The 17,982-nt window shown below is 71.3% G+C and carries 19 protein-coding genes; 8 read left to right on the plus strand and 11 right to left on the minus strand.

From position 1 onward, the window contains the following. Positions 1–8 precede the first annotated feature (8 nt). The 4 genes from ACWD3I_RS30505 to ACWD3I_RS30520 all read right to left on the minus strand — a co-directional run bounded on the left by ACWD3I_RS30505 (position 9) and on the right by ACWD3I_RS30520 (position 4,054). Complete coding sequence (locus ACWD3I_RS30505) at positions 9–1,223, minus strand: acetyl-CoA C-acetyltransferase (protein WP_365412037.1); 1,215 nt, start codon at positions 1,221–1,223, stop codon at positions 9–11. A 45-nt stretch (positions 1,224–1,268) separates the two neighbouring features. Continuing rightward, complete coding sequence (locus tag ACWD3I_RS30510) at positions 1,269–2,411, minus strand: acyl-CoA dehydrogenase family protein (RefSeq protein WP_365412033.1); 1,143 nt, start codon at positions 2,409–2,411, stop codon at positions 1,269–1,271. Next, positions 2,408–3,574, minus strand: a complete 1,167-nt coding sequence (locus ACWD3I_RS30515) for a CaiB/BaiF CoA transferase family protein (protein WP_365412030.1) — start codon at positions 3,572–3,574, stop codon at positions 2,408–2,410. Before ACWD3I_RS30515 ends, ACWD3I_RS30510 begins: the two co-directional genes overlap by 4 nt. 105 nt (positions 3,575–3,679) lie before the next feature. Continuing rightward, on the minus strand, positions 3,680–4,054 hold the full coding sequence (locus ACWD3I_RS30520; protein WP_365412027.1) for an MmcQ/YjbR family DNA-binding protein: 375 nt from the start codon (positions 4,052–4,054) through the stop codon (positions 3,680–3,682). 91 nt (positions 4,055–4,145) lie between these two features. Here ACWD3I_RS30520 and ACWD3I_RS30525 point away from each other — a divergent pair, with 91 nt between their 5' ends. Further along, positions 4,146–5,324 (plus strand): saccharopine dehydrogenase family protein, encoded by a 1,179-nt coding sequence (locus ACWD3I_RS30525; protein WP_365412024.1) that lies wholly within the window; start codon positions 4,146–4,148, stop codon positions 5,322–5,324. Positions 5,325–5,343: 19 nt separating this feature from the next. Here the strand turns inward: ACWD3I_RS30525 and mmpA are convergent, their stop codons facing one another. The 3 genes from mmpA to ACWD3I_RS30540 all read right to left on the minus strand — a co-directional run bounded on the left by mmpA (position 5,344) and on the right by ACWD3I_RS30540 (position 6,611). Beyond that, complete coding sequence (mmpA, locus tag ACWD3I_RS30530) at positions 5,344–5,490, minus strand: morphogenic membrane protein MmpA (protein ID WP_368082973.1); 147 nt, start codon at positions 5,488–5,490, stop codon at positions 5,344–5,346. Between the two features lie 77 nt (positions 5,491–5,567). Further along, entirely contained in the window at positions 5,568–5,750 is a 183-nt protein-coding gene (locus tag ACWD3I_RS30535; protein WP_365412021.1) for a hypothetical protein, read from the minus strand. A 66-nt stretch (positions 5,751–5,816) separates the two neighbouring features. Continuing rightward, positions 5,817–6,611 (minus strand): endonuclease V, encoded by a 795-nt coding sequence (locus ACWD3I_RS30540; protein WP_365412018.1) that lies wholly within the window; start codon positions 6,609–6,611, stop codon positions 5,817–5,819. Between the two features lie 36 nt (positions 6,612–6,647). Between ACWD3I_RS30540 and ACWD3I_RS30545 the strand changes: the two genes are divergently transcribed. Next, positions 6,648–6,944 (plus strand): YciI family protein, encoded by a 297-nt coding sequence (locus tag ACWD3I_RS30545; RefSeq protein ID WP_365412016.1) that lies wholly within the window; start codon positions 6,648–6,650, stop codon positions 6,942–6,944. A gap of 4 nt (positions 6,945–6,948) precedes the next feature. On the opposite strand, the gene ACWD3I_RS30550 is transcribed toward ACWD3I_RS30545, so the two are convergent. Beyond that, positions 6,949–7,272 (minus strand): plasmid stabilization protein, encoded by a 324-nt coding sequence (locus ACWD3I_RS30550; protein WP_365412013.1) that lies wholly within the window; start codon positions 7,270–7,272, stop codon positions 6,949–6,951. Between the two features lie 48 nt (positions 7,273–7,320). Beyond that, a complete protein-coding gene (locus tag ACWD3I_RS30555; protein WP_365412010.1) occupies positions 7,321–8,421 on the minus strand; it encodes a WD40/YVTN/BNR-like repeat-containing protein in 1,101 nt (366 codons plus the stop codon). Between the two features lie 246 nt (positions 8,422–8,667). Between ACWD3I_RS30555 and ACWD3I_RS30560 the strand changes: the two genes are divergently transcribed. Continuing rightward, complete coding sequence (locus ACWD3I_RS30560; RefSeq protein ID WP_365412007.1) at positions 8,668–9,081, plus strand: spore wall synthesis regulator SsgD; 414 nt, start codon at positions 8,668–8,670, stop codon at positions 9,079–9,081. A 17-nt stretch (positions 9,082–9,098) separates the two neighbouring features. On the opposite strand, the gene ACWD3I_RS30565 is transcribed toward ACWD3I_RS30560, so the two are convergent. Together ACWD3I_RS30565 and ACWD3I_RS30570 are read right to left on the minus strand one after the other, a co-directional pair. After that, positions 9,099–9,935: an isocitrate lyase/PEP mutase family protein gene (locus tag ACWD3I_RS30565; RefSeq protein ID WP_365412004.1), complete on the minus strand. Its 837-nt coding sequence runs from the start codon at positions 9,933–9,935 to the stop codon at positions 9,099–9,101. Between the two features lie 219 nt (positions 9,936–10,154). Further along, a complete protein-coding gene (locus ACWD3I_RS30570) occupies positions 10,155–10,805 on the minus strand; it encodes a GOLPH3/VPS74 family protein (protein WP_365412001.1) in 651 nt (216 codons plus the stop codon). A gap of 295 nt (positions 10,806–11,100) precedes the next feature. Here ACWD3I_RS30570 and ACWD3I_RS30575 point away from each other — a divergent pair, with 295 nt between their 5' ends. The 5 genes from ACWD3I_RS30575 (at position 11,101) to ACWD3I_RS30595 (ending at position 17,961) form a co-directional block, all read left to right on the plus strand. After that, the gene (locus ACWD3I_RS30575) at positions 11,101–12,723 is read left to right on the plus strand and encodes an ABC-F family ATP-binding cassette domain-containing protein (RefSeq protein ID WP_365411999.1); all 1,623 of its coding nucleotides are present in this window, start codon (positions 11,101–11,103) and stop codon (positions 12,721–12,723) included. A gap of 10 nt (positions 12,724–12,733) precedes the next feature. After that, entirely contained in the window at positions 12,734–14,977 is a 2,244-nt protein-coding gene (locus tag ACWD3I_RS30580) for an excinuclease ABC subunit UvrA (protein ID WP_365411996.1), read from the plus strand. 96 nt (positions 14,978–15,073) lie between these two features. Next, positions 15,074–15,850: a dimethylargininase gene (gene ddaH, locus ACWD3I_RS30585; RefSeq protein WP_365411993.1), complete on the plus strand. Its 777-nt coding sequence runs from the start codon at positions 15,074–15,076 to the stop codon at positions 15,848–15,850. 215 nt (positions 15,851–16,065) lie between these two features. Continuing rightward, positions 16,066–17,040 carry an acyl-ACP desaturase gene (locus ACWD3I_RS30590; RefSeq protein WP_266885630.1) on the plus strand — a complete coding sequence of 325 codons (975 nt, stop codon included), beginning with the start codon at positions 16,066–16,068 and terminating at the stop codon, positions 17,038–17,040. A gap of 81 nt (positions 17,041–17,121) precedes the next feature. Continuing rightward, entirely contained in the window at positions 17,122–17,961 is an 840-nt protein-coding gene (locus ACWD3I_RS30595) for a hypothetical protein (RefSeq protein WP_365411698.1), read from the plus strand. The last annotated feature ends 21 nt before the right edge of the window (positions 17,962–17,982 follow it).

Genomic DNA, 17,982 nt, shown 5'->3' on the forward strand with positions numbered 1-17,982 from the left:
GAGGGGGGTCAGATGCGCTCGACGATGGTGGCGATACCCATGCCGCCGCCCACACAGAGCGTGGCGAGGCCGTACCGCTTGTCCTGGCGCTCCAGTTCGTCGACGAGCGAGCCGAGGATCATCGCGCCGGTCGCGCCGAGGGGGTGGCCCAGCGCGATGGCGCCGCCGTTGACGTTGACCCTGTCCAGGGACAGGCCCATGTCCTTCACGAAGCGCAGGACGACCGCCGCGAAGGCCTCGTTGATCTCGACGAGGTCGATGTCGTCGATGGTCAGCCCGGCCTTGGCGAGCGCCTTGCGGGCGGCCGGGGCGGGGCCGGTGAGCATGATGGTCGGCTCGGAGCCCGAGACGGACGCGGAGACGATCCGCGCGCGCGGGGTGAGGCCGTAGCGCTCGCCGACCTCCTTGGATCCGATCGCGACGAGCGAGGCGCCGTCGACGATGCCCGAGGAGTTGCCCGCGTGGTGGACGTGGTCGATCTTCTCGACCCAGTGGTACTTCTGGAGGGCGACGGCGTCGAAGCCGCCCAGGTCGCCGATGTCCGCGAAGGACGGCTTGAGCTTGGCGAGGGAGTCGGCGGTGGTGCCGGGGCGCATGTACTCGTCGTGGTCCAGCACCACCAGGCCGCTGCGGTCCTTCACCGGCACGACGGAACGGTCGAAGCGACCCTCCTTCCAGGCCGTCGCCGCCCGCTCCTGCGACAGCGCCGCGTACTCGTCGACGTCCCGGCGGGAGAAGCCCTCGATGGTGGCGATGAGGTCGGCGCCGATGCCCTGCGGCACGAAGTTCACGGACAGGTTGGTCATCGGGTCGTTGAACCAGGCGCCGCCGTCCGAGGCCATCGGCACCCGGGACATGGACTCCACGCCACCCGCGAGAACCAGGTCCTCCCAGCCGGAACGGACCTTGGCGGCGGCCATGTTGACCGCCTCGAGCCCCGACGCACAGAAGCGGTTCTCCTGTACGCCCGCGACGGTGTCCGGCAGTCCGGCGGCCATGGCGGCGATCCTGGCGATGTCGGAGCCCTGGTCGCCGACGGGGCCGACCACGCCGAGCACGATGTCGTCGATGGCGGCCGGGTCCAGGCCCGGGAATCGGTCGCGGATCTCGTGGATGAGTCCGACGACCAGGTCGATGGGCTTGGTGCCGTGCAGGGCGCCGTTCGCCTTGCCGCGACCGCGCGGGGTGCGGATCGCGTCGTACACGTACGCTTCGGTGCTCACTGGGAGGCCTTTCGGGGGTGAGGGTCAGCCGTGCGGAAGAGCTTTTCAGCCGAGCAGGGAACGCCCGATGATCTCCTTCATGATCTCGGTCGTCCCGCCGTAGATGGTCTGGATGCGGCCGTCGGTGAAGGCCCGGGCGACGGGATGTTCGCTCATGTAGCCGTAGCCGCCGTGCAGTTGCAGACAGCGGTCGGCGACCCGCTTCTGCAGCTCGGTCGACCACCACTTGGCCATGGAGGCGTGGACGGCGTCGAGTTGCCCGTTCGAGTGATCCTCGATGCAGCGGTCGAGGAACGTGCGGGTGACGGCGCACTCGGTGGCCATCTCCGCTATCTCGAAACGGATGTGCTGCTTGGTCGCCAGCGGCCGGCCGAAGGCCTCGCGCTCCTTGACGTACTCCGTGGTGATCTCCAGCAGGTGCTCGGCGGCGGCGATCGCGGAGACGGCGATGCTCAGGCGCTCCTGGGCGAGGTTCGTCATCAGGTGGACGAACGCGCCGTCGAGCTCGCCCAGGAGGTTCTCCTTGGGCACGCGCACGTCGTGGAAGAACAACTCGGCCGTGTCCTGCGCCTTCTGGCCGATCTTGTCGAGATTGCGGCCGCGCTCGAAGCCCTCCATGCCGCGCTCGACGACGAGCAGCGACAGGCCGTGCGCGCCGCCTTCGGGGGTCGTCTTCGCGACCACGATCACCAGGTCGGCGAGGATGCCGTTGGAGATGAAGGTCTTGGAGCCGTTGAGGACCCAGTGGTCGCCACGGTCCTCGGCGTGGGTGCGGATGCCCTGGAGGTCGGAGCCGGCGCCGGGTTCGGTCATGGCGATGGCGGTGATCAGGGTGCCGTCGCAGAAGCCGGGCAGCCAGCGCCGCCGCTGCTCCTCGGTGGCCAGGCCGGTCAGATACGGGCCGATGATGTCGTTGTGCAGGCCGAGAGCGAGCCCGGGTGCGCCCGCGCGCGTGAACTCCTCGGCGAGGACGGCGCTGTAGCGGAAGTCGGCGCTGCCGCCGCCCCCGAACTCCTCGTCCACGGCGAGCCCGAGCAGCCCCTGCTTGCCGGCCGCGCGCCAGGCCTCGCGCGAGACGATGCCGTCCTTCTCCCACTGCGCGTAGTACGGCTGCACCTCCCTGGCCAGGAAGGCCCGCACGGTCTCGCGGAACGCGTCGTGCTCGGGGGCGAAGATCTGCCGCTTCATTCAGGGCCCTTCGTCGCGGGGCCGTCCGGATCGAGGCCCTTCAGGAGATCGGGTACGTCCCAGTCGCGCGCCACGTCCCCGGTGTCGGCGCCGGGTCGGGCGGGGCCGGTGCGTACGGCGGTCGGGGTCGCGGAGAAGCGCGGGGCGGGCGCGGGCTGGGTGAGGCCGCCGTGGTCGGTGAAGGTGGCGCGCGCGGCGAGGTGCGGATGGTGCGGGGCCTCGCGCAGCGTCAGGACGGGGGCGACGCACGCGTCCGTGCCGTCGAAGACGGCCGTCCATTCGTCCCGCGTACGGGATGTGAAGCGGGCGGCGACGGCCTCGCGCAGCTCGCCCCAGCGGGTCCAGTCCTTGCGGGCCCCGGAGTGCTCCTCCAGGTCGAGCAGGCGTACGAACTCCGCGTAGAACTGCGGCTCCAGCGGTCCGACCGCCATGTACTTGCCGTCGGCCGTCTCATAGGTGCCGTAGTACGGGCAGCCGCCGTCCAGGAGGTTGGCGCCGCGCCGGTCCTGCCAGCCGCCGGCGGCGAGCATGCCGTGGATCATCGCCGAGAGGTGGGCGGTGCCGTCGACGATGGCGGCGTCGACGACCTGTCCGGCGCCGGTGGCGCGCGCGTGGTGGAGGGCGGCGAGGACGCCTACGACGAGGTAGAGGGAGCCGCCCGCGTAGTCGCCGAGGAGGTTGGCCGGGGCCGGCGGGGGCGCGTCGGGGCTGCCGATCATGCCGAGGGTTCCGGTGAGGGCGATGTACGCGATGTCGTGGCCGGCGCGCTGGGCGAGCGGGCCCTCCTGCCCCCAGCCGGTCATCCGGCCGTAGACGAGCCCCGGGTTGCGGGCGTGGCAGGCCTCGGGGCCGATGCCGAGGCGCTCGGCGACACCGGGGCGGTAGCCCTCGATCAGGATGTCGGCGCGTTCGGCGAGGTCGAGGACGCGGGCGGCGCCGTCCGGGGCCTTGAGGTCGATGATCACCGAGCGCTTGTTGCGGTTGGTGACGTCGGACTCGGGGTCGATGGCGAGCCCGGGTCCGCCCGGCCGGTCCACGCGGACCACGTCGGCGCCCAGGTCGGCGAGGAGCATGGCGGCGAACGGGCCCGGCCCGATACCCGCCAGCTCGAGTACGCGCACGCCGGTCAGCGGGCCCTGCCCTGGCGTCGTTGCCGTTGTCATCCAGCCCCCATTGGCGTGACACAACCGATGTAACACCAGTGATGCTAAGAACCTGTTCCACCGGGCACAAGACCTGAACGAGCAAGCGCTTAGACAATCAGCCTCTCACTGCGCGTCCAGCTCCGCTATCAGCCGCTTCGGCGCGATCACGCGATAGCTCTCCTCCACCCAGTCGCACAGCAGCTCCGCGGCCGGGGCGCCCTTCTCCTCCAGCGGGACGCGCACCCACCCCGCCTTGCCCAGGCCGTACCCGGCGGGTTCGGCGCCCGGGCAGGTCAGGGCATGCGCATGCGCCGCGTCGTCCTTGAGCTTCACCGTGACACCGAGCGGATAGCCGCCGTCGCCGAGGAAGACGAACACCTTCTTGTTGACCTTGGCGACCGACTCACCCCAGGGGAACTCCTCGACGGCGCCCGGCATCCCGAGCGCGAAGTCGCGCACCTTTTCCCATTTCTTCAGGGCATTTTTGGGCACGGCCACCGCATACCTCCGGCCTCGTCGTCGGGCTCCGCACCCCTCACGCTAGCCTCGGCCACCGACAACGGCGCGTGGTGCGGAACCGAGGGGTGTCATGAGCAGGCTGAACAGGTCGGAGCGTCCTTACGACATCGTGCTCTTCGGAGCCACCGGGTTCGTGGGGACGCTCACCGCGCAGTACCTCGCCGCGCACGCGCCCGAGGGACTGCGCTGGGCGATCGCCGGTCGCAGCGAGGAGAAGCTCCAGGCGCTGCGGAAGCGGCTGCCGGGCGGCGCGGAGGTCGGGGTGCTGCGGGCGGACGTGGCCGATCCGGCCTCGCTGCGGGCGCTCGCCGACCACGCGCGCGTGGTGGCCACGACGGTGGGCCCCTATGTGACCTACGGCGAGGAGCTCGTCGCGGCCTGCGCGGAGACCGGGGCGGACTATCTCGACCTCACCGGTGAGCCGGAGTTCGTGGACCGGATGTACGTCCGGCACGACGCGCGCGCGCGTGAGACCGGTGCGCGGCTGGTGCACGCCTGCGGCTTCGACTCGGTGCCGCACGACCTGGGCGTGTACTTCACGGTGCGGCAGCTGCCGGAAGGGGTGCCGCTCAGGGTGGACGGGTTCGTGACGGCGGACGCGACCTTCTCGGGCGGTACGTTCGCCTCGGCGCTGGGCCAGTTCGCGCGCGGGCGGCAGATGATCGCCGCCGCGCGGGACCGTGGTCGGCACGAGCCGCGGCTGGTGGGGCGGCGGGCGTCGACCCCGAGCGGTGCCCCGCGGTACGTCGGGGAGGTCGGCTCGTGGGCGCTGCCGCTGCCGACGATCGACCCGCAGATCGTGGGGCGGTCGGCCCGCGCGCTGGAACGTTACGGCCCCGACTTCCGCTACCGCCACTACGCGGCCGTACGCCGACTGCCGATCGCGGTGGGTGGCGTCGCGGCCGTGGGCGCGCTCTTCGCGGCGGCCCAACTGCCGCCCGCGCGACGCTGGTTGTCCGACCGGCTCAAGCCCGGGGACGGGCCGAGCGCCGAGAAGCGCGCCAAGAGCTGGTTCAGGATCCGCTTCGTCGGCGAGGGCGGCGGCCGTCAGGTGTTCACCGAGGTGGCGGGCGGCGACCCGGGCTACGACGAGACGGCGAAGATCTTCGCCGAGGCGGCCCTGGCCCTGGCCTTCGACGACCTCCCGCCCACCTCCGGTCAGGTCACCACGGCGGTGGCGATGGGCGACGCGCTGACCGAACGGCTGCAGCGCGCGGGGATCGTCTTCCGAGTGGCCAAAAGCCGCTGACAGCGCTGGTGACAGCGCCCTACAGCGGCCAGGTCGCCACGGTGTAGATCATCCCGCAGATCCACGCGAGCCCCGCGAGCACGGCCAGGATGAGCGCGGCCATCACGGCCCGCTCGACGGGGCGGTTCGGGTCGGCGAGCGGCTTCGGGGAGCGGTGCCGGGGCATGCGGTGCGTCGTCATGGGGCACAGCCTGCCGATCACCGCAGGGCGCTCACATCCGTACGGATACTCAGATCGGGTACTCAGTCGGCCGGTCCGAGCAACACCTCGATCCGATGGGGATCTTGCGCGGTGGGCGCGATGCGGCGGGCGACGGGGCCGATCTGCCATCCCGCTTCGCGGTCGAAGTACGGCGGTGGCCCAGCCGCGTGGTGAACGACCTTGGCGACCACCTCGGCGAGGCGGTACAGCAGTTCCCGCTCCACCCCGAGCCCGTCTGCGGCTCGCGTCCACGGATCAGGTCGAACACTTCGCGCCCCCGGTGCCACCGCTCACGGTCCCCCGCCGGTTCCAGCGCGGCGTCGATCTCCGCCATCCGGCCCGGCACCTGCGCCGCCGCCTCCAGGAGGCCGCCCTCCCAGGTCACCGGCTCGGAGTGCCTGCGTCGCCTCCTTCAGCGCCCTCCGGCACAGTGAGTCCGCTCGGCGGGTCGTCTCCGGAAGGCGGTATGCCGGTGTCAACGCCAGCGTGTGGGCGCAGGCGTTGTCCAGGCTCACTCGGTGGCCGACCGAGACGAAGACCGGCTTCACGCTCTCGCGGGTGCGCAGGGCGCGGCCGACCTCCTCGGGGCCCGCGAGGAGCGGGGAGGCGCTGCCGCGTGGGGTGTCCGGGTCGTCGTAGGCGAAGGTGAAGGGGTTCTTGGCGACGCCGATCGTGGGGAGGCCGGTGAGGACGCCGAGGTGGCCGGCGAGGCCGAAGCGGCGGGGGTGGGCGAGGCCGTAGCCGTCGCAGACGACGAGGCCGGGCGGGCACGGGAGGGCGTCCAACGCGGCCATGACCGTGGGGATCTCGCGGAAGGCGAGCAGACCGGGGACGTACGGGAAGGAGATCCGGCCGACCGCCGTGGCCTCGGCGACCACGTCGAGGGTCGCCGCGTCCAGCACGACCGCCGCGGCCGCCACGACGTCCCGCTCGTCGTCGTAGGCCACGTCCACTCCGGTCACGTGCCCCGTGCCGGGCGGCGGGCCCGGCTCGTCGAGCACCACCTTCGTCCGCAACTCGTCCTGGACGGCGCGGGCCTGCTCCTCGGTCGCGGGCCAGCCCGCGGGAATGCTTACGGTCCTCATGGTGGGACGAGCGTACGTCGGCGTAGGCTCGCGATCATGTTCGTTCTGGAGCTGACCTACACCGCCCCGCTCGATCAGGTCGACGCCTTGCTGGAGGCACATGTGGCGTGGCTCGACGCACAGTACGAGCGGGGTGTCTTCCTCGCCTCCGGGCGCAAGAACCCCCGCGACGGAGGGGTGATCCTCGCCGTCGCGGAGGACCGCGCGCGGATCGAGGAGATCGCGGCGACCGACCCGTTCGTCACGGCCGGCGTCTGCGCCTACCGCATCACCGAGTTCACGGCCACGAAGACCGCGCCGGAGCTGGCGCGGTACCGCGAGTCGCCCTCCTGAAGGGTCACTTGCCGAGCGCCCGCTGCAACTGGCTCTTGTTCATGCCCGAACGACCGCTGATGTCGCGACGCCTGGCCTCCTCGTAGAGCTGGTCGTAGGTCGGGCCCTGGGAGCCCTTGCCGGACCGCTGACCGCCCCTCTTCCCGGACGACATGTCCTGGGTCGAGGTGCGGCTCGCGGTCTTGGACTCCCCGGAGCGGGCGCGTTCCTTGTTGACCGTCCGCGCGGCGATCTCCTCCGCGCGCTTCTTGCTCTCGCCGCGGTCCCGGGCGCTCTCCTTGATCTGCTCGTACTGGCGTTCCCTCTTCGGGCTCGAACCACGTGGCATGTGGGCTCACTCCTTCCGCGCTCGGCGGTCGGGTACCCACATTCCGGATCAGCTCTCCAGCCGGGCCACACGCCCCTTCTCTCCGGCCGCCCAGCAGCCGAGGTCGGGGGTGCAGTCCACGGTGTCGTACGAACCCGTGTCGACCGTGCGCCAGGTGCGGCCGCCGTCCGTCGTCAGGTCGGTGCCGGTGGGGCCGACCGCGAGGGCGGCGGTGCGGCTGTACGGGAGCCAGGCGACGCCCGAGCGGTAGGCGGGCGGCGGTGTCGTCGAGGGCTGCCAGGTGCGGCCACCGTCCCGGGTCACTGCGCCGGCCTGCGGGGACGCCTGGTCGGGGCGGTAGTCGCCGCCGACCGCGAGGCCGTGGGTACGGTCGCGGAAGGCGAGCGCGAAGACGCCCTTGGCGGGGTCGCCCGCGGGGATCGGTGTGTCGGTGGCCGTCCAGGTCAGGCCGCGGTCGGAGGAGTGCAGCACGCGTGCGCGTGCCGCTCCGCCGGTGGCCAGCCAGACGTCCTTCGGGCCGGAGCCGACCAGGCACTGACCACTGGCCGCGAACCCGGCCTCGCCCTCCAGCGCGGCGGGCATGCCGTCGTTCGGCAGCACTTTCCAGGAACGGCCGCCGTCGCTCGTCGACAGGATGCGGAACTTCCCGTCCACCGGGTCGCTCATCGCCAGGCCGTGCTTGCGGTCGAGGAAGGTGAGGCAGTCGTAGAAGGCGCGGGCGTCGGTGTTGCGGAAGGACTCGGTCCAGGTCGCCCCGCCGTCGTCGGTCCGGTACACCCGGGACGCCTCACCCTCACCGATGGCCAGCACGACGGCCCGGCGTGCGTCGAACGCCTCGACGTCCCGGAACTGGAGCTCGCCGGCGCCGGGCGGAGAGACGTTCCGCCAGGTCGCGCCTGCGTCCGTGGTGCGCAGGACGGTCCCCTGCGTGCCGGAGACCCAGGCCGTGGTCCGGCTGACGGCCGACAGTCCGCGGAAGCGCACCTCCGGGGTCCCGCTGTCCTTGAGTTCCCAGTGCGGCGCCCGGTGCTGCGGTTGTGCCTGTGCGGGTACGGCCGTCAGCGCGGCCAGCGCCGCCGCGCACGCCACCCCCGCGGCGAGCCGTCTGCCGGTGCGTCCCCTGTTTCGCGTACGTCGCGTGCTCCCCATGCGCCTCATGGCGGGCGAAGCTAGTCCACGCGTCCGTGGCCGTCCAGACCGCCGCCGGACGGGGCGGGGGTCGCCACAAGTGCCTCTCGCGGCACGGAAGGTGGTCTGCGCCACTTGCGTGCATGAAAAACGGTGACCGAGGTCACTCGACTTTCGTGTACACGGATTGGCCGATTCCGTCGTCTCTACCAGTACCCGGCCCCATCCGCCCGGAAGTCAGTCCAGCCGTCACTAGGGAGCAACGCGTTGTCCACTGTCATCGAGCAGCCCGTTGAGGCCCGTCTCGTCGCCGCCGCGCCGCGGATGCCGAGCATTCCCGCCACGCTGCACTACGACCGGCGCGATCCGTTCGCCGTCCGCATGACCTTCCCGGCTCCGGCCACACTGGAGGGCGTGGAGGTCTGCTGGACCTTCTCCCGCGAGCTCCTCACGGCGGGCCTGGAGACCGCCGAGGGGCACGGCGACGTGCGGGTGCGGCCGTACGGCTACGACCGCACCGTTCTGGAGTTCCATGCGCCCGAGGGCACGGCCGTCGTGCATGTGCGTTCGGGGGAGGTACGGCGGTTCCTGCAGGCCACGGCCGAGTTGGTGCCGGTGGGGCTGGAGCATCTTCAGCTCGACCTGGACAAGCAGCTGGCGGAGTTGATGCGGGACGCGTAGCGCTCTGCGGGGTGCGTTCAGCGAACTGTTCCCAGCAGCCCGTTGAGCCTGCCGTAGTCGAGGCCTCCCTCCAGCGACTCGTACGTTCCCGCCTCCAGCAGCTCCCGTGCGGCGCGGTCGACCAGTGCGAGCGCGGCCTGCGCGATGCCCGAACCGGCGCTCACGCGCGCGACGCCGAGCGCGGCCAGTTCCGCGACCGGCGGGGCGCCCGGGCCGACCATGACGTTCAGCGGGCCGTCGATACCGTCGACGAGCAGCTTGACGGTGCCCGGGTCGACGGCCCCGGGGACGAAGATCCCGTCGGCGCCCGCGGCCCGGAAGGCGGCGGCCCGTTCCAGGGTGCCGTCCACGTCCCCGGCGCCCCGCAGGAACGTGTCGATGCGGGCGTTGACGAACAGCGGCACACCTTCGGCATCGGCGGCCTCCCGGGCGGCGGCGATCCGCTCGGCCTGTGCGGCGACGGCCCGCAGCGGCCCTGCGCCTTCCCCGTACAGCGCGTCCTCGATGTTCACACCGACCGCCCCCGCCGCGAGCACCGCGCGGACGGTGCCGGCGACGCCCTCCGGATCCTCGGCGTAGCCGCTCTCGACGTCCGCGCTGACGGGGACGCCGACGGCGGCCACGATGTCCGCGACGACACCGAGTGCCCGCTCCCGCTCCACCCGGTCACCGTCCGCCGCACCCAGGGCCCAGGCGAGCCCCGCGCTGGTGGTCGCCACGGCGGCGGCACCGGCGTCCTCGACGACACGGGCGCTCGCGGTGTCCCAGGCGTTGGGCAGGACGAGCGGCCGCCCCGGCACATGCAGGGCGTGGAAGGCGAGGGCGCGGTCACGGAGCGAGGTCTGGTTCGTCATGACGTCCAGCCAAGCAGCGGGAACGGGGCGGGTCCGGTAGGAATCCGACATGGACGTTCCGATGTCTCGATACCGACCACTGTGTGGAAGGGCGTGGGCACTGACCGACCCCGGGGCGCGGGGAACTGCGCGACCAGCCCCCTCGTGACCGCACCGCCCCACCGGCCCCGGCGAGCCCTCACATCGCTTCCGGTCGCCCGCCCCCGTCCCCTCGCGCTCTCAGACCCCCGTCGGCGCGGCGGTCGCCGTCAGCGCCGTACCCAGCTCGTCCATGATCTTCCGCAGTCCCGGCGCGGCCGTCCCGCTGCGCTCCCGAAGGTCCGCCAGCCGCTCCTTGTACTGTCCGCGCTCCTTGCGGGTGACCAGGGAGCTCACCCCGGCCGCGGCCGCCAGCACGACGACGGCCGCGTCCCGGTCGGAGACGTCCGCGGGTCGCACGGGCCCTTCGAGGACCTGCCGTGCCTCCTCGCTCAGCGCGTCCACGGCTGCGACGCGTTCCAGGGCGTACTCGACGGTCGGGAAGAGGCCGAGGGCCCGGCGCTTGTCCGCTCGTAGATATCCCTCGGCGGCGAGCTGTTCCCGTACGGCCTCCGCCGTCACGCGCGCGTGCAGCGGTACCCAGCTGCGCCACCGGTGCGGCCGGGACTCGCGTACGAGTTCCAGGAGCCCGTCGAGGACGGCGTCACCGGTGCCGGAGTCCATGTCGACCGGGGTGGCGATGCCGTCGTCGTCGACGAGCAGACCGCGCTGGGCCAGCTCGGTGAGGGCGCCGGCCCGCACGAGGTGGGTGGTGCCGGCGAGCTCGTTCCTCGTGGTGTCCCAGGCCAGCAGATAGAGCCGGGCCGGCAGCGACAGCGAGCCGTTGGGCACGGGGCCTCCTCAGGGTGCGATCGGGTCTCACGTTAATTCGTTGACAGCCTTCACGCCCTCTCCTACGGTGTATGACGGTCCTGTTGCCGTCGATTGGAGAAGGACGTTGCTCGTCTGAGGTCCTGAGACACCGCGTCACCCACCACATGTGTGTGTGCGCTGCGTGCGACCTCGGCGTTCGAGCCGTCCTCCGGTGCAGGGCTCTTCTCATGCCCGCGGAGTCTGACTCCCCCTTGGTCACAGGTGTCTCGATACGCGTTTGCCCCCTGCCGCATCGAGCAACCGCGAGGCCCGTATGTCTACTTCCCTCACTTGCACGTCCCTCTCCTTCTCCTGGCCCGACGGCACCCCCGTCTTCGAGGACCTGGACATCGCCTTCGGTCCGGGCCGGACCGGGCTGGTCGGCGTCAACGGGTCCGGCAAGTCCACCCTGTTGAAGCTGATCGCCGGTGAACTCACCCCGGCCGACGGCGCCGTGCGCGTCGCGGGCGAGGTGGGTTACCTCCCGCAGAGCGTCACGCTCGACACCGGCCTGAAGGTCGACGAGGCGCTCGGTATCGCCGACCGGCGCGCCGCGCTGCACGCCATCGAAGCGGGCGACGTGGCGGAGAAGCACTTCGAGACCGTCGGCGACGACTGGGACGTCGAAGAGCGCGCCCTGGCAACGCTCGGTGAACTCGGCCTCGGCGACATCGGGTTGGACCGCACGATCGGCGAGGTGTCCGGCGGCGAGTCGGTGCTCCTGCGGCTGGCCGCGCTGCTGCTGCGCCGCCCGGACGTACTGCTCCTGGACGAGCCGACGAACAACCTGGATCTGTACGCCCGCCGGCGGCTCTACGAGGCCGTCGCGTCCTGGCCCGGTGTCATGGTCGTGGTCAGCCACGACCGTGAACTCCTGGACCTGGTGGACCAGATCGCCGATCTGCGCTCCGGCGAGGTCACCTGGTACGGCGGCACCTTCTCCGCCTACGAGGAGGCTCTCGCCGTCGAACAGGAGGCCGCGGAGCGGATGATGCGGGTCGCCGAGGCGGATCTGAAGAAGCAGAAGCGCGAACTGTCCGATGCCCAGATGAAGTTGGCCCGCCGCAAGCGGTACGGGCAGAGGATGTGGGACCAGAAGCGCGAGCCGAAGATCGTCATGGGGGCGCGCAAGCGCGCGGCTCAGGAGTCCGCGGGCAAGCACCGCATCATGCACGAGGAGCGGCTCGCCGAGGCCAGGGAACGGCTGGACGAGGCGGTGGAGGCCGTACGGGACGACGACGAGATCCGCGTCGAGCTGCCGTACACAGCCGTACCGCCGGGCCGGAACGTCCTGACCCTCATGGATCTGGAGCTGGCGTACGGGGCCCAGGTGAAAGGCGGCTTCGACCTGCGCGGGCCCGAACGGATCGCGCTGATCGGGCGCAACGGCGCGGGCAAGACGACGCTGTTGCGGACCGTCGCCGGGGAGCTGGAGCCGGTGGCGGGCGAGGCGACGGCACATGTGCCGCTGCGTTTCCTGCCCCAGCGCCTGGACGTGCTCGACGACGAGCTCAGCGTCGCCGAGAACGTGGCCCGGTTCGCGCCGGGCGCCACCAACAACCGGGTGCGGGCCCGTCTCGCCCGCTTCCTGTTCCGGGGCGCCCGCGCCGACCAGCAGGCGGCGACCCTGTCCGGCGGCGAACGCTTCCGGGCGGCGCTGGCCGCGCTGATGCTGGCCGAGCCGGCGCCGCAGCTGCTGATGCTGGACGAGCCGACGAACAACCTCGACATGGCGAGCGTGCGGCAGCTGACGACCGCGCTGGAGTCGTACGAGGGGGCGCTGATCGTGGCCAGCCACGACCTGCCGTTCCTGGAGTCGATCGGCATCACCCGCTGGCTGCTGCTGGACGGAGAACTGCGGGAAATCACGCCAGAGGCTGTCGGGTATCCCGCCTAGCGTCGGGTGCATGCCCGATTTCATCACCCTTACCGGAGCGACCGAGAACAACCTCAAGGACGTCACCCTCCGCATCCCGAAAGGCCGGCTGACCGTGTTCACCGGCGTTTCGGGATCGGGGAAGTCGTCGATCGTCTTCGACACGATCGCGGTCGAGTCGCAGCGCCAGCTGAACGAGACGTTCACCTGGTTCATCCGCAACCGGCTGCCCAAGTACGAGCGGCCGCGCGCGGAAGCGCTGGAGGACCTCTCGCCCGCGATCGTCGTCGACCAGCGGCCGGTCGGGGGCCACTCCCGGTCCACCGTCGGCACGATGACGGACGTCCACCCGGTGATCCGCGTGCTGTTCTCCCGGGAGGGCACCCCGAGCGCCGGGCCGGCGACCGCGTACTCGTTCAACGACCCGTCGGGCATGTGCCCCGAGTGCGACGGCCTGGGAAGGACGGTACGTCCGGACTGGGACCGCATCCTGGACCCCGAGCTGTCCCTGGCCGACGGCGCGGTCCGCTTCCCGCCGTTCGCCGCGGGGACCTGGCAGGGACAGACGTACACGAACACCACCGAGCTGGACCCGCACCGGCCGGTGGCCCGGTTCACCGACACCGAGCGGGAGTTCCTGATGCGCGGCCGTCCGGGCAGCAAGGTCACCGTGAACGGGGCGGGCGGCACCTGGACCACCGACTACGAGGGCCTGGCGGACCGTTTCGAACGGCTCTATCTGAAGCGGGACCTGTCGGCGATGAGCCAGAAGACCCGTGATCTCGTGCAGGAGTTCCTGGCGGAGGGCACCTGCCCGGTCTGCGAGGGCGCCCGTCTCAACGCGGCGGCGCTCGCGACCCGGATCGCCGGCCTGGGCATCGCCGACTGCACCCGTATGCAGGTCAGCGACCTGATCACCGCACTGCGGGGCGTCGGCGGACCGATCGCCTCGGCCGCCGTCACCGCGCTGGAACGGATCGCCTCGATCGGTCTCGGCTATCTCAGCCTCGACCGCGAGACATCCACGCTCTCCGGCGGGGAGGGCCAACGCCTCAAGACGGTGCGCCACTTGGGCTCCAGCCTGACCGGGATGACGTACATCTTCGACGAACCCAGCGTCGGCCTGCACCCGCGCGACGTCGGCCGCCTCGGCGACCTGCTGCTGCGGCTGCGCGACAAGGGCAACACCGTGCTGGTCGTGGAGCACGACCCGGACGTCATCGCGCTCGCCGACCACGTCGTCGACATGGGCCCGAGGGCCGGGGCGGACGGCGGACGGGTCGTGTTCGAGGGGACACCGGCCGAGTTGGCCGGGTCGGGCACGCTGACCGGGCGGTGCCTGGGACGCCGTACGGCGGTCAAGGAGGACGTACGACGGGCCTCGGGCGGCCTGTGGGTGAAGGGCGCCGACCGGCACAACCTGCGAGAGGTGACCGTGGCGTTCCCGACCGGGGTGCTGACCGTGGTGACGGGGGTCGCTGGGTCCGGGAAGAGCACGCTGGTACGGGAGTTCACGGCCGCGCACTCCGACGCCGTGGTCGTCGACCAGTCCGCGATCGGGATCTCCGCGCGCTCCACCCCGGCCACCTATCTGGGGATCATGGACACGGTTCGGAAGATCTTCGCGCGCGAGACCGGCACCGAGCCCGGCCTGTTCAGCTTCAACTCCGCCGGCGCGTGCGGGACGTGCGAGGGTCGCGGGACCATCTACACCGACCTCGCCTTCATGGACCCGGTGACGACGACCTGCCAGGACTGCGAGGGGCGGCGGTTCAAGGACGAGGTGCTGCGGCTGACCGTCGACGGCAACTCCATCGCCGACGTACTGGAGATGACCGCCGAGCAGGCACTGGTGTCCTTCGAGGACCCGGGCGTACGACGGCGACTGCGCGCCCTGCGGGACGTCGGCCTCACCTATCTCGCGCTGGGGCAGCCTCTGTCCACCCTCTCCGGCGGGGAGCGACAGCGCATCAAGCTCGCGACGCGGCTGCATCGCAAGGGGGCCGTGTACGTGCTCGACGAGCCGACGACCGGGCTGCACATGTCGGACGTGGACGGACTGCTCGCGCTGCTGGACCGGCTGGTCGACGCGGGGAACACGGTCGTGGTCGTCGAGCACCACCTGGACGTGGTGGCGCACGCCGACTGGATCGTCGACCTGGGGCCGGACGGGGGCCGGGACGGGGGCGAAGTGATCTTCGAGGGGACGCCGAAGGAGCTGCTCGCGGCGCCGGGCTCGGTTACCGCCGCGTATCTCAGGAGGGCCACAGCCTGACACCGGGGGTTTTGTGCGCGCGGGCCCGCCCTGCATGATGGCTGACCGGTGCCGCTTTTCCGGGGTGCCGTCCATGCCGCCGTTACGGAGTTCCTCGTGCCCAGCAAGAAGGCCCTCGTCCGCCGCCCCAGCCCGCGCCTCGCCGAAGGACTGGTGACGCACATCGAGCGCGAGAAGATCGACATCGATCTCGCGGTCGAGCAGTGGGAGGCCTACGTCGAGACCCTGCGCGCGCACGGCTGGGACACGGTCGAGGTGGATCCGGCCGACGACTGCCCGGACTCCGTGTTCGTCGAGGACACGGTCGTCATGTACAAGAACGTCGCGCTCATCACCCGGCCCGGCGCCGAGTCCCGGCGCCGGGAGACCGCGGGCGTCGAGGAGGCGGTGGCCTCGCTCGGCTGCTCGGTGAACTGGGTGTGGGAGCCCGGCACGCTCGACGGCGGCGACGTCCTGAAGGTCGGCGACACGATCTACGTCGGACGCGGCGGCCGGACCGACGCGGCCGGCGTGCAGCAGCTGCGGGCCGCCTTCGAGCCGCTCGGGGCGCGGGTCGTCGCGGTGCCGGTGAGCAAGGTGCTGCATCTGAAGTCGGCGGTCACGGCGCTGCCCGACGGGACGGTGATCGGACACATCCCGAAGGTGGACCGGCCCTCGCTCTTCCCGCGCTTCCTGTCGGTGCCCGAGGAGGCCGGCGGCCACGTCGTGCTGCTCGGCGGCCACAAGCTGCTCATCTCGGCGAGCGCGCCGAAGACGACGGAGCTGCTCGCCGACCTCGGCCACGAGCCGGTCGTCGTCGACATCAGCGAGTTCGAGAAGCTCGAGGGATGTGTGACATGCCTCTCGGTCCGGATGCGGGAGCTGTACGCCTGACCGAGTGACCGGATCACCCGTTCGGCCCCGGACCTGCGGTCCTGGAGCCTTTGGGGTGGGCCCTGGAACATGTGCTGATCAGGGATCTTTACAGCGCGCTTAACCTACGGTCTCGTAACCTACGGATTCGTAGCCTACGCTTTCGTAAGTTCCATAGGATCCGGCAACCGCTCGCCGGTTTGTTCAGCTTTGTCACACGTCCCCCTGGAGTCCCCGTGACGATCGCCACCCCTCACCTCGGCAGCCCTTCCGTCTGGACCGACGCCAAGCTGCTGTACGCCCTGGAGGAAGTGGTCGAGCAGGAACTCAACCGGCATCTCAAGGTCACCAAGGACTGGATGCCGCACGAGTACGTGCCATGGAGCGACGGCCGCAACTTCCCCGGCTTCTTCGAGGACGGCGAGGCCTGGGACAAGGAGCAGTCGAAGGTCACCGAGATCGGCCGCATCGCGCTCGTGGTGAACCTCCTGACCGAGGACAACCTCCCCAGCTACCACCACGAGATCGCCTCGCTCTTCGGCCGCGACGGCGCCTGGGGCACCTGGGTGCACCGCTGGACCGCCGAGGAGGGCCGCCACGGCATCGTGATGCGCGACTACCTCCTCGCCTCGCGCGCGGTGGACCCGGACAAGCTGGAAGCGTTCCGCATGTCCCACATGAGCGAGGGCTTCGAGTCGGACAACCGGCACTCGATGCTGCACTCGGTCGCCTACGTCGCCTTCCAGGAGCTGGCGACCCGCGTCTCGCACCGCAACACCGGCCACCAGTCGGGCGACCCGGTCTGTGACCGCATGCTGGCGCGCATCGCGACCGACGAGAACCTCCACATGGTCTTCTACCGCAACCTCCTGAAGGCCGCGTTCGAGCTGGCCCCCGACCTGACCATGCAGGCCGTGCGCGACGTCCTCGTCAACTTCCGCATGCCCGGCCACGGCATGCCCGGCTTCGAGCGGTTCGCGGCGCAGATGGCGATCGGCGAGGTGTACAACCTGCGCATCCACCACGACGACGTCATCCAGCCGGTGCTGCGGTTCCTGAAGGTCATGGACATCGACGGTCTCGGCCCCGAGGGACAGAAGGCGCAGGACGAGATCGGCCTGTACATGGGCGCTCTCGACTCGGAGGCATCCAAGTTCGACGAGAAGCTCGCCGCGCGCAAGGCGCGGATGGCGGCGCGCGCCGCCGGCTGACGTCGGCCAAGAACACACGAGCCGGCCCGCGCGGAGAAATTTTCCGCGCGGGCCGGCTTCTGCCTGCGGCATCATGCGGCCATGCGGCAGAACAGCAAGGTGGAACAGGCGGTCGGCTTTCTGCTCGGCCTGGTCGACGGGGAGACCGCCGAGCGGGTACGGGCACGGACCGGGCTGCCCTCGCCCGAGCGGCCCGAGGCCACCGCGGAGCGGTTGCGACGGGCATGGACGTGGGCCACGCAGCTGCCGGCCTCGGTGGCGCTGTGGATTCTCGAGAACGACGATCCGGGGCTCAACGCCGTCGTGTGGAGGTACATCGGGACCGACTCCGGGCTGCGTAGGGCCGTCTCGCGCGGTGTGCCGTTCGGTCCCGGCCGCACCGGGACCATCCGGGTCGACCGCACGCTCCCGGGGGCGGAACACGAGATCCCCGGGAGTTACGTCCGCCATGGCCTCGTCGGCAGTCTGCGCGAGGTCGATTCCATGGCCGCGGGACGTGCCGCCGCCTCCATGGTGCTGACGCGCGCCGACTGGCAGACCGTCGGCGAGGCCGACGCCGAGCACCCACTGCCCGGTTACACGCGCTGGGCGCTCTCCGTACGCCCGGACTGCCCGCCTTCCGTGCGGGCGGGATTCGGCTCGCACGCCAAGTTCACCCATCGGCTCCGCCAGGCGGGCGTGTACGACGGTCCCGCCGAGTACGTGACGTCCGAGGGGCCGGCCATCCGCGTCCTCGAGGTGATCGCGATGGGGCACGCCCTGTTCCCGGCCCGCGTCCAGGAGGCCGAGGCCGCGCTCCGCCCGCTCGTCCGGGAGCACTTGGGCGACCGTGAGGAGGCGTGGGCGGTGCTGGCCCAGCTGATGGAGAGCTTCCACGGGAACGTGCCCGAACTCGTGGTGACCGCCGGCGCCATCGCCTAGGCCCTGTCGGCGTGCCGGGCA

The sequence above is a fragment of the Streptomyces sp. NPDC002817 genome, from assembly GCF_053592055.1.